Source organism: Streptomyces sp. NRRL S-118, from assembly GCF_000716335.1.
Classification (GTDB): domain Bacteria; phylum Actinomycetota; class Actinomycetes; order Streptomycetales; family Streptomycetaceae; genus Streptomyces.
In genome coordinates this window covers 173,222-186,557 of the sequence record NZ_KL591007.1, presented here as the reverse complement: position 1 = coordinate 186,557, position 13,336 = coordinate 173,222, and the positions used below count along the sequence as shown (strand labels likewise).

Genomic DNA, 13,336 nt, shown 5'->3' with positions numbered 1-13,336 from the left:
GCCGGCGGCTGCGGTGCCGCGGCCGGGGCGGGGGCGGGCGGCGCGTCGTGCGGAGCCTGGGCCGGTGCGGCCGGTGCGGCCGGTGCCTGCTGGGGGTGCGGTGCCTGCGGGGCCTGTGGTGCTTGTGGTGCCTGGGTGCCGCCCGCGTACGGGTTCTGCCCGGGCGGCGGCGGGGCGTACCAGCCCTGCTGCGGGACCTCCGGGATCACCGGCGGCGTGTACCCGCCGCCCGCCATGTGCTGCGGCGGCAGCTCCATGAGCCCGGCCCGCTGGTCCGTGGTGGACCGGTAGTCGACGGCCCCCTGCGTGAGCCGCATGTACGCCTCCTCCAGCGACGCCTGGTGCGGCGACAACTCCCAGAGCCGTACGCCCGCGTCGTGCGCGAGGTCGCTGATGCGCGGCAGCGGCAGCCCGGTCACGCGCAGCGCGCCGTCCGGCTCCGACATGACCTGACCGCCGGCCTCGGCGAGGACGCCCATCAGCTTCTCGCGCAACGAGGGCTCGGTCTGCGGCGTGCGCACCCGTGCGAAGTCCGCGGAGTTGGCCGAAATGAAGTCCTTCACGCTCATGTCGGCGAGGAGCTGTCCGCGCCCGATCACGATCAGGTGCTCGGCGGTCAGCGCCATCTCGCTCATCAGGTGCGACGAGACGAAGACGGTCCGCCCCTCGGCGGCCAGCGCCTTCATCAGGTTGCGCACCCACAGGATGCCCTCGGGGTCCAGACCGTTGACGGGCTCGTCGAACAGCAGCACCTGCGGGTCACCGAGGAGCGCGGCCGCGATCCCGAGCCGCTGGCCCATACCGAGCGAGAACCCCTTGGAGCGCCGCTTGGCGACGTCCTGGAGCCCGACGACCCCCAGCACCTCGTCGACCCGCCGCGCCGGGATCCCGGCGAGCTGGGCCAGCGAGAGCAGGTGGTTGCGGGCGCTGCGCCCGCCGTGCACGGCCTTGGCGTCGAGCAGCGCGCCGACCTGCCGCGGCGCGTTGGGCAGGCTGCGGAAGGGGTGTCCCCCGATCGTGACGTGCCCGGACGTGGGCCGGTCCAGCCCGAGGATCATGCGCATGGTCGTCGACTTCCCGGAGCCGTTGGGCCCCAGGAAGCCGGTGACGGTCCCCGGCCGCACCTGGAAGGAAAGGTTGTACACGGCCGTCTTGGCGCCGTAGCGCTTCGTCAGGCCGACTGCCTCGATCATTCTCCAGCCCCATCGACAGGTCAGGTCATGCAGGGCACAGGGGCCCCCGTAGGAGGTAAGAGCGTATCGAGCGCTTGACGGTTCCGGCCAAGCCGTAAAAGCTGCCCGCTTCCCCGGGGACGCCGGGTGCGCCCCAGCTCGTCCGGCCGGTACGGAGCAGGTGATCACGTCGCCGTCACGATGCCGTCCCAGGTTGTCCGCAGGTGATCACCGGCTCTCCGACAGGGCCTAGGGTTGGCGCAGTCACGACAAGCCGGGCTCGGCAGCGGGCCTCTACGGAAAGTTGCGTCATGCGAAGCATCCTCGTCCGCCGTACCGCCGTCGCCGCCACCGCGGTCTGTCTGGCCGTGCTGGCCACCGCGTGCAGCGGCTCGGCCGACAAGGGCGGCGACAGCGGCGACAAGGCGAAGCCCTCCGCCGCCGCTCCGGAAGCCGCGGACGTCAAGGTTCCCTCCGCCGCCGAGCTGGAGAAGATGGCCCTGGCCGAGGGTGACGTGAAGCAGCACCAGGTCAGGAAGGCCGGGCCCGCGGAGAGCATCGCCGCCGGCGAGGCCCGGGCCGACAAGACCGAGTGCCTGCCCGTCGCCCGCGCGATGGGCGCCGTGCCGCAGGGCGAGCCCGCCGGGACGGCCACGGCCCGCCGGGTCACCGAGACGGGCGAGAAGAACAAGGAGGCCGTCGAGTCCGGCGACATCATGGCCGCCTTCCGCCTGACCACCACCCAGGTCGCCCTCGGGGCGTACGCGGGCAAGGGTGCGGAGGAGGCCCTGGCCGCGCTGCGCAAGGCCGCGACCGACTGCGCCGGCGGCTTCACCGCGACCCTGAAGGGCCAGCCGGCGAAGGTCACGGGGATCACCGAGGCGAAGGTCTCCGGGGGCGACGAGGCCGGCACCTGGAACCTCCTCGTCGACGGCGACGGCGGGAAGGTCACGTACAAGATCACGGCCGTGCGCAAGGGAGCCGTCCTCGCCTCCTTCGCCTCTCTCAACCTGGGGGCGGCCGGCGGCAAGGACTACCCCCTGCCCACCGCCGTCATCGATGCCCAGGCCGCCAAGCTGGGCTGACCGCCCGGCCTGAGGACGCCCCCGCGCCGGACACCGCGGGGGCGGTCCGCGAGCGCTGCCGCAGTGGCGTGCGCTCGTCAAGAGGCTGGTGCGGGGTGTGGCGCGACGCGGCACCCGGCGCCCTGCCCGGGCCCTACGCCCGCACACCGACCCCGGACGGGTGGCGCGGCGACGGTCATCCGTGCCCGACGGACGCGAACGGCACATCGGCGGCGTGCGCGGGGATCTCGACCTCGTCGCCCAGGGACCACTCCGCGACCCGCGACACCGTGACGGCCGGTACCGCGCCGCTGACGCCGGGCCGGGCGGGGATGTCGTAGGTGGCGTGGGCGTCGTGCGGCAGTACCACCCGGTGACCACGCGCGAGAGCGGCGCGGGCGGTCGCCGCGACGCACATCTCCGACATCACCCCGCACACCGCCACGGCCCGTACCCCGGCGCGGTCCAGCAGCGCGCCGAGCGCAGTGCCGTCGAAACCGTCGTCCTCCGTCTTGCGCACCACGACCTCACGTCCGTGGTCCTCGACGGGCAGGAACAGCTCCCAGCCGGGGGTGCCCGGCTCGTCGGCGGCGCCCCGCGGCCCGTCGTTCTGCAGGTGCACCACGAGCGCGCCGCTCGTCCGGGCACGGTCGAGCAGGTCCCGCGAGTGCCGCAGGAGCCGGGCGGCATCCGGTACGGCCTCGGCGCCGGCGACGAACGCCGTCTGGACATCGACGAGAAGCAGGGCCTGCACGGGGGCCACATGATCGGTCATGTGCGCGATTATCGAACGGGCGGCCCCGGAGCTGCCGCCCGATTAAATCAGCCACTCCCTGGGGTCCCCCAGCCACTCCCTGGGGTCCCCCAGCCACTCCCTGGGGTCCCCCAGCCACTCCCTGGGGTCCCCCAGCCCCTCCCGGGGGGTGTCCGCGACCTCCCGTCCGCCCAGCGTGCGGGCGGCGCCCCGCATGCGGGCCTCCCTAGGCGTCGCGCTTCCGCAGCACCGCGTACCCGCCGGCCAGCGCCGCCGCCACCCACAGCAGCATGATGCCCATCCCGCCCCACGGGCTGTACGGCGCCGGATCGCTGCCCAGCGCGCCCGGCACCACCTGCATGATCGTGGAGCCCGCCTGGTCGGGGAAGTACTCCGCGACCTCCTTCGCCTTCGGCACGGCCGACAGGATCTGCGAGATGAGGAAGAAGAACGGCACCAGGATGCCGAGCGACAGCACCGTCGAACGCAGCATCGCCGCCACGCCCATCGAGAACACCGCCATCAGGCCCATGTAGAGGCCGCCGCCGACGACCGCGCGCAGCACGTTCTCCTCACCGATGCCCGTGCGGTGCTCGCCCAGCAGCGCCTGGCCGACGAAGAAGGACAGGAAGCTGGTCAGCAGGCCCACGACCAGCGCCAGCACGCCCGCGACGGCGATCTTGCCGAAGAGGAACGTGGCCCGCTGGGGGACCGCCGCCAGCGACGTACGGATCATTCCGGTGCTGTACTCCGTGCCCACCACCAGGACGCCGAACACCACCATCGCCAGCTGGCCCAGCAGCATGCCGGAGAAGCTGACGACGGTCGGGTCGAACGTGGCCCGTTCGATGGGCGGCATCTCCTCGAAGGTCTCCCGCACGAGCGCGGACAGCGCCGCACCCATCGCGACCGTGACGACCAGGGCGCTGGCCAGCGTCCACACCGTCGACGACACCGTACGGATCTTGGTCCACTCGGAGCGCAGGACCGCGGGAACCGCTGCCATCGCGTCAGACCTCCTTCGGGGCCCACTGCGGGGCGTTCGCGGAGTGCGCGTGGTACTCGACCGCCGACGCCGTCATCTGCATGAACGCCTCCTCCAGGGACGCCCGCTGGGCGCTCAGCTCGTGCAGTGCGACCCCGTGCCGGGCCGCCAGCTCGCCGACCTCCTCGGTCGTCGCGCCGTCGACCTCCAGCACCCCGCCCTCCGTCCCGACCACCGTCAGGCCGCCCCGGTGCAGCGCGTCGAGGAGCTCCTCGCGCTGCGGTGAGCGCACCCGTACATAACTGCGGGAGTTCTGCCGGATGAATTCCGCCATCGAGGTGTCGGCCAGCAGCCTGCCCTGCCCGATCACGATCAGGTGATCCGCGGTCAGCGCCATTTCGCTCATGAGGTGACTGGAAACGAAGATCGTCCGGCCCTCCGCGGCCAGCGCCTTCATCAGATTGCGGATCCAGTGAATTCCCTCGGGGTCCAGACCATTGACGGGTTCGTCGAAGAGGAGGACCTGCGGGTCGCCCAGCAGCGCGGCGGCGATTCCCAGGCGCTGCCCCATGCCCATCGAGAAACTTTTCGGTTTCTTCCGGGTGACGGCGGTCAGCCCCACAAGATCGAGAACTTCGGGGACCCGCTGCCGCGGAATGCGATTGGACTGCGCCAGACAGAGCAGGTTGTTGTACGCGCTGCGCCCCCCGTGCATCGCCCGGGACTCCAGCAGCCCGCCGATGTACTTCAGCGGCTCGTCGAGGTCCCGGTAGTGCTTGCCGTCGATCAGGACCGTGCCGCTGGTCGGGTGGTCCAGGCCGAGCATCATCCGCATGGTGGTCGACTTGCCGGCACCGTTCGGGCCCAGGAAGCCCGTCACCAAGCCGGGGCGGACCCGGAAACTGAGACGGTCGACCGCCGTCTTCGTACCGAACCGTTTCGTCAGCCCCTCGAGCTCGATCATCCGTCCACGCTACGAGCCCGGGATGCGGGCCGCCACCGGAATGACACGCCCCTCTTCCCTCCGTGGGAACGACCGGCCGGCGGTATGCCGAGGGCCCCGCAGGGCCCACGCGAACCGCGCCGCGAGGCGCGCTCGTCGTGGGTCCCGCAGGGCCCTCGGTGACACCAGTCGTACTGCCGCGCGGGCCTCAGCGGGCCTGCTGGGCGGGGACGCCGCGGGAGGCCGGCTCGTCGTCCACGGGGGAGCCTGCCGCGGCCACCGCCGCGCCGGTCAGCGTGGCCAGCATCTCGCGGACGTTGGTCAGCTGCGCGTTGATGGAGTCGCGACGATTCGTCAGCGCCGCCAGCTCGCGCTCGGATTCGCTGCGGATACGGTCCGCCTTGGCGTTCGCGTCGGCCACGATGTCCTCGGCCTGGCGCTGTGCGGTCTCCACCGTCTGGCGGGCCCGGCGCTCCGCGTCCGTGCGCAGCTTCTCGGCCTCCAGGCGCAGCTGCTCCGCCCGGTGCTCGATCTCGGCGAGACGCTTCTCCGCCTTGGCCTGACGGGCGGCCAGGTCCCGCTCCGACTGCTCGCGCCGCTTGGCGAGGTTCGTCTCGAAGTCGGCGGCGGCCTGCGCGGCCTTCGCGCGGGTCTCCTCGAAGAGCGCGTCCGCCTCCTCGCGCTTCGACTGCGCGTCCTTCTGCGCCTCGGCGCGCAGCGTGTTCGCCTCGGACTGGGCCTTCTCGACGATCCGTACGCCCTCGTCCTCCGCCTTCGCCTTGCGCTCGGCGGCGAACGACTCGGCGTCGTTGCGCACCTGCTGGGCCGCCGACTCGGCGAGCTCGCGGTGCTGCTCCGCGGCGCGCCGGGCCTCCTCGCGCAGGTCCTTCGCCTCCTCCTCGGCCAGCCGGAGGATCTTCTCGACACGGGCACCGAGACCGGCGTACGACGGCTCGGCGTCGCTGACCTGCGCCTGGGCGTTCTGCGTCTCGAGGTGGAGCTCCTCGATGCGCTTTTCCAGAGAGGTGATTCGGGCCAGAGCACTGTCACGGTCGGCGACGAGCTTGGTAATGCGGTCGTCCACCTGACCGCGGTCGTAACCACGCCGCACGAGCTCGAAGCCGAAGGGGGAGGAAGTGTCGCTCATGGGGTTCCTGTCGAATGAGACCGGTGAGGTGTTAGGGGGAATCCTAGGGGCCAAAGCGGCGTGTCTTCGAGCGGATGCCCGTTCAAACTACAGAATGTCCAGCCTTTTGAGTGGCTTAACCGTCGGATGACTTGCTACTCGAACGGGTAACCCCGGCCGTCGCAGCCGCCTTGACTCCGCTGTCCTTCGTACCCCCTGACGGAGCTTCGAACGACTCCAGCGCCTCCAATACGTCCTGAACGCGCGAAATCTCCGCCTGAATGTCCTCGCGCCGGCGCGCCAGGACCTCCACCTCCCGCTTGCCGTCGGAGATCATCTTCTCCGCCTCGCGCTCCGCGTCCGCCTTGATCTTTTCGGCCTGACGGGTGAGCTCGGCCTTCTTCTGCTCGGCCTCCTTGAGCAGCGCCTCCGCCTTCTTCACCGCGGAGATACGGACCTTCGCGGCCTCCGAATTCGCGTCGGACAACAGTTCCTTCGCCTTGGCCTCCGCCTCGGCGCGCTGCTCGGTGGCGGCCTTGACCAGCTTGTCCACCCGTTCGCCGGCGGACTTCATCTGTTCGGCCGCCTCGCGACGCGCCCGTTCGTGGAGATCCTCGATCTCCGCCTCGGTCCGCGTACGCAGCTCCTCCATCCGCTCCCTTATGGCGGTCGCGTCGCCGCGCGCCTCGACCAGCAGGTCGTCCGCGTCCGTCCGGGCCTTCTCCACGAGGGTGTTGCCCTCGACGGTCGCCTCGGTGACGATCCGCTCGGCCTCCTTGCGGGCCGCGCCGACCATCGTGTCGGCCTGCGCCTCCGCCTCGGCGGTCGCCCGCAGCGCCTCCTCCTGCGCCTTCGCGATGAGCTGGTCGGCCTGCTCGGCCGCGTCCGCCCGGCGCTTGGCCGCCGCCTCGCGCGCCTCGTCCACCATCCGGTCCGCCTCGGCCCGCGCCTCGCCGCGCATCCGCTCGGCGGCCGCCTCCGTCTCCGTCCGGTGCCGCTCGGCCTCCGCCCGCATGCGCTCGGCGGCCTGCTGCGCGGAGCCCACGGTCTCGCTCGCCTCGGCCCGCAGCCGCTCGGCCTCGTCCGCCGCCTCGCTCCGCAGCCGCTCCGCCTCGCTCGTCGCCTCCGCCAGCAGCCGCTCGACCCGCTCGGCCGCCTCGGTGCCGATGCGCTCGGCCTCGCCCGAAGCCTCCGAGATGAGCTGGTCCGCCTGCTCGGCGGCATCGGCGCGCCGCTTGTCGGCGGCCTTGCGCGCCTCGTCCAGCACCCGCTCGCCGTCCGCCCGGGCGGCGGCGCGCAGCTCCTCGGCCTGCGCCTCGCCGTCGGCCTTGACCTGCTCGGCCTCGCCGCGCAGCCGGACCGCGTCCTGCTCCGCGCTCGACAGCAGCTCGGCGGCCTCGGCCGTGATGCGCTCGGCCTCGCTCGTCGCCTCGCCGACCAGCCGGTCCGCCTGCGCGGCGGCCTCCGAACGGATGCGGTTGGCGTCCTCGCGGGCCTCCGCACGCGTCCGCGACGCGTCCTGCTCCGCCGATGCCAGCGCGTCGGACGCCTCGGTACGCATCCGCTGGGCGTACTCCGCGCTGTCCGACCTCAGCCGCTCGGACTCGGCGAGGGCGTCCGCCATCGTCCGCTCGGCGAGCGCCTTCGCGGCGTCCGCCTCCTCCTGCGCCCGCGTGCGTACCCGGGCCGCGTCCTCCGCGGCCCGCTCCCGCTCCGCGTACGCGTCGGCGCGGACCCGGTCCGCCTCCTCCTGCGCCTCCGTGCGCGTGCGCTCCGCGGCGTGCTCGGCGGCCGACCGCAGCCCGGCGATCTCCTCCTCGGCCTGCTCCTGGAGCCCGGCGACCGACTCCCGCACCTGCTGCGCCGTCTGCTCGGCCGCCGCGACCATCTCGGTGGCGCGCCGGTCCGCCTCCTCGACCAGCCGCTGGGCCTCGGTCTGCGCCTCCTCGACGCGCTTGCGCGCCGAGGCCAGCAGCTCCTCGCTCTGCTCGCGCGCCCGCTGCCGCTCCTGGTCGGCCTCGCCGCGCGCGGCGCCGAGGATCTCCTCCGCCTCACGCCGGCGCCGGTTGGCCTCCTCCTGCGCGGCGGCCAGCTCCTCGGCGGCCTCGGCCGTGACCCGCTCGGCCGCGGCCTGGGCCTCCGCCCGCACCCGGTCGGCGGACTCCTGCGCCTCGCTGCGGAGCCGCTCGGCCTCCGTGGCGGCCTCCGTGCGGAGCCGTACCGCGTTCTCCTCCGCCTCCGCGCGGGTCGCCGACGCGTCCGACGCCGCCTCGGTGCGCAGCCGTTCGGCCTCCTGCTCGGCCTGCGCCTGGAGCGTACGGATGCGCTCGGCGGCCTCGGTGCGCTGCCGCTCGCTCTCCTCGGCCGCCTCGCGGCGGATCCGCTCGCCCTCCGCCCGCGCCTCGGCCAGCGCCTGCTCGGCGGTCGTGAGGCGGGCCTCCGCCTCCGAGTGCAGCCGGGCCAGCTCATCGGCGGCCTCCGCCTGGCGGGCCGCGATGCCCCGCTCGGCCTCCTCGCGCAGCGCGGCGACGGCCTGCTCGGCCGCGGCCTTCACCGACTCGGCCTGCTCCTCGGCCTCGGTGCGCAGCTGCTCTGCCTCCGCGCGGGTGCGCTCCAGCGTCTCCTCGGCCTGCCTGCGCAGCCCGGTCGCCCGCTCGATCGCCTCCGTGCGCACCCGCTCGCTCTCGGCGGTCGCCGCCGTGCGCAGCTCGTCCGCGTCCGCCTTGGCCTTGGTCAGCAGTTCCTCGGCGGTCCTGGCCGCCTCCTCGATCTGCTGGACGGCCTCGCGCCGCGCCTCGCCCCGGATGCGCTCGCCCTCGGCGATCGCCTCGGCCCGCAGCTGCTCGGCCTCGCCGCGCAGCCGGCGCGCCTCCTCCTGGAGCTCGACCGTCTTGGCGCGGTACTCCTTGGTGTCGTCCTTGGCCGCGCCCTTGAGCTCCTCGGCCGTGTCGTGCGCCTCGGCCCGCAGCCGGTCCGCCTCCGCCTCGGCCTCGCGGCGGATCCGCTCAGCCTCCTCGGACGCCTTGCGGGTGGTCTCCCTGGCGTCCTCCGACGCCTTGGTCAGGACCTCCTCGGCGGTACGGGCCGCCTTGGCGAGCTGCGCCGCGGAATCCTCGGCCGCCTTCGAACGGGCCTTCTCGGAAGCCTCCGCGACGAGCTTCTCCGCCACCTCGCGGGCGTCGGCGAGCGCCTGCTCGGCCTCCGCCTTGGTGGCCTCCGCCTCCTTGGTGGCCTCCCCGACCAGCCGCGCGATCTCCGCCTTGGCCGTACGGGTGCGCTGCTCGGTCTCCGACTCGGCGGTCGACAGCCGCTTGGCCGCCGCCTCCCGCGCCTCCGCGACGACCTTGTCGGCCTCCGCGCGCGCCTCGCGCAGCCGTTCGTCCGCCTCCTGGAGCCGCTGCTCGGCAGCCCGGCTCAGCTCGGTGGCCTGCTGGCGGGCCTGCTCCGACTCGGCGGAGGTGGCGCTGCGCAGCTGCTCGGCGTGGCTGGTGGCCTCGGCGGCCTGGGTCGACGCGGCGGTCAGCAGCCGCTCGGCGTCCTTGCGGGCGCGCAGCAGGATCGCCTCGGCCTCCGCGCGGGCCGTCTCGGTCTGCGAGCTGAGCCGCTGCCGGGCCTCCTCCGCGAGCCGGGTGGCCTCCGCACGGGCGGCGGCCAGCGCCTGCTCGGCCTCCGCGCGGGACTCCTCCATCAGACGGCGGGCCTGCGCCTCGGTGCGGGCGCGCAGCTGCTCCGCCCACGCCACGTTCTCGTTGACGTGCGCCTCGACGGTCTGGCGGCGCTCGGCCAGCTCCTGGTCGAGCTGCTGGCGGCGCTGCACCGCCTCCGCGTGCAACTCGGCCTGCAGCCGAGCCTGGTGCTCGGCGTGCTCCTGGAGGATCCGCTGCGTCTGGGCACGGGCCTCGCGCAGCTCGCGCTCGGCGTCCGACCGCAGCTGCTCGGCCTGGATCTGGGCGTTGCGCAGCAGCTGTTCGGCCTGGTAGCCGATGTCCGCGCTGTCGTACGCGGGCCGGGTGGCGATGGTGCGGCGCGCCTCGTGGAGCTTGGCGCGCAAGACCTCGACCTGGTAACCGAGGTCCTCGGCGTGCTGGACGGCCTTCTCCCGCTCGGTCTTCAGCCGGTCCATCTCGGCTTCGAACCGCGAAAGGTGGTCGTCAGCCCGGTGGCTCTCCTGGCGTTCGTAGCCCCGCACTGCGCGGTCCCATCCGTCCCCTGGTCGCAACTCTCTTGTACGAGCACCGTTCGCCGGGCGAACGGCCCCCCGGGGAATGGTGTCAGATCCAACGCCGGGGACGCGGCGCGGCCCCGGTCCGTCCCCGGCCCGGAGCCGCCCACTCTACCGGGCCAGGAATCCGGAGGTCAGTGCTCCGCTGAGGACGGGTCAGCGGACGTCACCAGTTCCGTGAGGACCCCGTGGCAGTCCTTCGGGTGCAGGAAGGTGATCCGCGACCCCATGGAGCCGATACGGGGCTGCTCGTACAGCACCCGCACCCCCTTCTCCCGGATCGCCGCGGCGTCCCCGTCCACGTCCGCCGTGCCGAAGGCGATGTGGTGGACACCCTCGCCGTTCTTGGCGAGCCACTTCCCGACCGCGGAGTCCTCGCGGGTGGGCTCCAGCAGCTGGAGGTAGGAGGCGCCGCCGTCGGACGTCTCGTTGATCTTGAGCATGGCCTCACGTACGCCCTGCTCTTCGTTGACCTCGGTGTGGAAGACCTCGAACCCGTACGTGGCACGGTAGAACTCGACGGTCTTGTCGAGGTCGAAACAGGCGATCCCGATGTGGTCGATTCGCGTCAGCATGGGACCAGTGCAGCGCCGAAGGAGGTGGTTACGCAACGTGCGCGCGATCACACCGGCTGGCCGGTGACCCGGCCAGTACCGCTCAGTACATTGGCAGTAAACCCTCGTTCACTCCTCAGCCCCAGGCTGGAAGGGGATCGTGCCTCATGTCTGGAACGACCGGTACCACCTCAGTCATCGTCGCGGGCGCACGCACGCCCATGGGCCGGCTGCTCGGCTCGCTGAAGTCCTTCTCGGGCGCCGACCTGGGCGGCTTCGCCATCAAGGCCGCGCTCGACCGGGCCGGCATCGGCGGTGACCAGGTGCAGTACGTGATCATGGGCCAGGTGCTGCAGGCCGGCGCCGGGCAGATCCCCGCCCGCCAGGCCGCGGTCAAGGCCGGCATCCCGATGAACGTCCCGGCGCTCACCGTCAACAAGGTCTGTCTCTCCGGCCTCGACGCCATCGCGCTCGCGGACCAGCTGATCCGCGCGGGTGAGTTCGACGTGATCGTCGCCGGCGGCCAGGAGTCCATGACGAACGCGCCGCACGCGCTGCCGAAGTCCCGCGAGGGCTTCAAGTACGGCGCCATCGAGATGCTCGACACCATGGCGCACGACGGCCTCACCGACCCGTTCGAGGGCATCGCCATGGGCGAGTCCACCGAGAAGCGCAACACCCACCTCGGCATCGCCCGCGCCGAGCAGGACGAGATCGCCGCGCTGTCGCACCAGCGCGCCGCCGCCGCGCAGAAGAACGGCATCTTCGAGGCCGAGATCACCCCGGTCGAGATCCCGCAGCGCAAGGGCGACCCGGTCATCTTCGCCAAGGACGAGGGCATCCGGGCCGACACCACGGTCGAGTCCCTGAGCAGGCTGCGCCCCGCCTTCGCCAAGGACGGCACCATCACGGCCGGCACCGCCTCGCAGATCTCCGACGGTGCCGCGGCCGTCGTCGTGATGAGCAAGGCCAAGGCCGAGGAGCTCGGTCTGGACTGGATCGCCGAGATCGGCGCCCACGGCAACGTGGCCGGGCCGGACAACTCGCTGCACTCGCAGCCGTCCAACGCGATCGTCCACGCCCTGAAGAAGGAGGGCCTGGCCGTCTCCGACCTCGACCTGATCGAAATCAACGAGGCGTTCGCGGCGGTCGCCGTACAGTCAATGAAGGATCTCGGCGTGACCCCCGAAAAGGTGAACGTCAACGGTGGTGCGATCGCCCTCGGGCACCCGATCGGCATGTCGGGCGCCCGGCTCGTCCTCCACCTGGCCCTGGAGCTCAAGCGGCGCGGCGGCGGAGTCGGCGCGGCGGCGCTGTGCGGCGGCGGCGGTCAGGGTGACGCGCTGATCCTCCGCGTCCCCGGCAACGGCAAGTAAACCGGCCTGACGGCCCGGCCCGTAAGGAGCTCTGTACGTGATGGTGGACGTCCCCGCACTGGTCGCCCAGGCACGGGAGGGCCGGCCGCGGGCCGTGGCCCGGCTGATCTCGCTCGTGGAGGGTGCGTCCCCGCAGCTCCGTGAGGTGATGGCGGCGCTCGCGCCGCTGACGGGCGGGGCGTACGTCGTCGGCCTGACCGGCTCGCCCGGTGTCGGCAAGTCGACCTCGACGTCGGCCCTGGTCACCGCGTACCGGCGGGCCGGCAAGCGGGTCGGCGTCCTGGCCGTCGACCCGTCCTCCCCCTTCAGCGGGGGCGCGCTGCTCGGCGACCGCGTCCGGATGTCGGAGCACGCCTCCGACCCGGGCGTCTACATCCGCTCCATGGCGACGCGCGGCCACCTGGGCGGTCTCGCCTGGGCCGCGCCGCAGGCGATCCGCGTCCTCGACGCGGCCGGCTGCGACGTGGTCCTCGTCGAGACGGTCGGCGTCGGGCAGTCGGAGGTCGAGATCGCCTCCCAGGCGGACACGTCCGTGGTGCTGCTCGCGCCCGGCATGGGCGACGGGATCCAGGCGGCCAAGGCCGGCATCCTGGAGATCGGCGATGTGTACGTCGTCAACAAGGCCGACCGCGACGGCGCCGACGCCACGGCGCGCGAGCTCAACCACATGCTGGGCCTCGGCGAGGCCCGCGGGCCGGGGGACTGGCGGCCGCCGATCGTCAAGACGGTCGCGGCGCGCAGCGAGGGCGTCGACGAGGTCGTCGAGGCGCTGGAGAAGCACCGCGCGTGGATGGAGGAGCGGGGCGTCCTGGACGAGCGCCGCCGGGCCCGGGCCGCGCGCGAGGTCGAGACCATCGCCGTCACGGCCCTGCGCGAACGCATCGGCGACCTCCACGGCGACCGCCGCCTGGGCACCCTCGCGGAGCGCATCGTCTCGGGCACGCTGGACCCGTACGCGGCGGCGGACGAGCTGGTGGCGGGCCTGACGGGCCGCTAGGGCCCGTTCCCGGATCCGCGGGGCTCGCTGCGGCCCGCGGCTCCGCCGCGAGCGAAGCGACCGGTCCCGCCGCGCCCCGGGGCGGGTGGCCCCCCGACTTCCGTGGAGCCGCGCCCCGCGGGTGGCCGGCGGGGGCCGGGCCC

At 73.2% G+C, this 13,336-nt stretch carries 10 protein-coding genes; 3 read left to right on the top strand and 7 right to left on the bottom strand.

Features of this window, described 5'->3' with window-relative positions; translation table 11 throughout:
* The coding region (locus tag IH00_RS0115215) for an ABC transporter ATP-binding protein (RefSeq protein ID WP_063835373.1) at positions 1-1,193 on the bottom strand (1,193 nt) is incomplete at its 3' end.
* A 290-nt stretch (positions 1,194-1,483) separates the two neighbouring features.
* Between IH00_RS0115215 and IH00_RS0115210 the strand changes: the two genes are divergently transcribed.
* Positions 1,484-2,257 carry a hypothetical protein gene (locus tag IH00_RS0115210; RefSeq protein WP_031073755.1) on the top strand — a complete coding sequence of 258 codons (774 nt, stop codon included), beginning with the start codon at positions 1,484-1,486 and terminating at the stop codon, positions 2,255-2,257.
* A 175-nt stretch (positions 2,258-2,432) separates the two neighbouring features.
* Here the strand turns inward: IH00_RS0115210 and IH00_RS0115205 are convergent, their stop codons facing one another.
* The 6 genes from IH00_RS0115205 to mce all read right to left on the bottom strand — a co-directional run bounded on the left by IH00_RS0115205 (position 2,433) and on the right by mce (position 10,841).
* Positions 2,433-3,011, bottom strand: a complete 579-nt coding sequence (locus IH00_RS0115205; protein WP_031073753.1) for an isochorismatase family protein — start codon at positions 3,009-3,011, stop codon at positions 2,433-2,435.
* Positions 3,012-3,216: 205 nt separating this feature from the next.
* Complete coding sequence (locus IH00_RS0115195) at positions 3,217-3,996, bottom strand: ABC transporter permease (RefSeq protein ID WP_031073751.1); 780 nt, start codon at positions 3,994-3,996, stop codon at positions 3,217-3,219.
* Between the two features lie 4 nt (positions 3,997-4,000).
* Positions 4,001-4,939 (bottom strand): ABC transporter ATP-binding protein, encoded by a 939-nt coding sequence (locus tag IH00_RS0115190; protein WP_031073750.1) that lies wholly within the window; start codon positions 4,937-4,939, stop codon positions 4,001-4,003.
* Between the two features lie 187 nt (positions 4,940-5,126).
* Complete coding sequence (locus IH00_RS0115185; protein WP_031073747.1) at positions 5,127-6,065, bottom strand: coiled-coil domain-containing protein; 939 nt, start codon at positions 6,063-6,065, stop codon at positions 5,127-5,129.
* A 115-nt stretch (positions 6,066-6,180) separates the two neighbouring features.
* Positions 6,181-10,233: a polarized growth protein Scy gene (scy, locus tag IH00_RS0115180; protein WP_031073745.1), complete on the bottom strand. Its 4,053-nt coding sequence runs from the start codon at positions 10,231-10,233 to the stop codon at positions 6,181-6,183.
* Between the two features lie 167 nt (positions 10,234-10,400).
* Positions 10,401-10,841, bottom strand: a complete 441-nt coding sequence (gene mce, locus IH00_RS0115175; protein WP_031073743.1) for a methylmalonyl-CoA epimerase — start codon at positions 10,839-10,841, stop codon at positions 10,401-10,403.
* A 146-nt stretch (positions 10,842-10,987) separates the two neighbouring features.
* On the opposite strand from mce, the gene IH00_RS0115170 reads away from it, so the two are divergent.
* Both IH00_RS0115170 and meaB read left to right on the top strand, forming a co-directional pair.
* The gene (locus IH00_RS0115170; protein WP_031073742.1) at positions 10,988-12,196 is read left to right on the top strand and encodes an acetyl-CoA C-acetyltransferase; all 1,209 of its coding nucleotides are present in this window, start codon (positions 10,988-10,990) and stop codon (positions 12,194-12,196) included.
* Positions 12,197-12,236: 40 nt separating this feature from the next.
* Positions 12,237-13,193: a methylmalonyl Co-A mutase-associated GTPase MeaB gene (meaB, locus tag IH00_RS0115165; RefSeq protein WP_031073740.1), complete on the top strand. Its 957-nt coding sequence runs from the start codon at positions 12,237-12,239 to the stop codon at positions 13,191-13,193.
* The last annotated feature ends 143 nt before the right edge of the window (positions 13,194-13,336 follow it).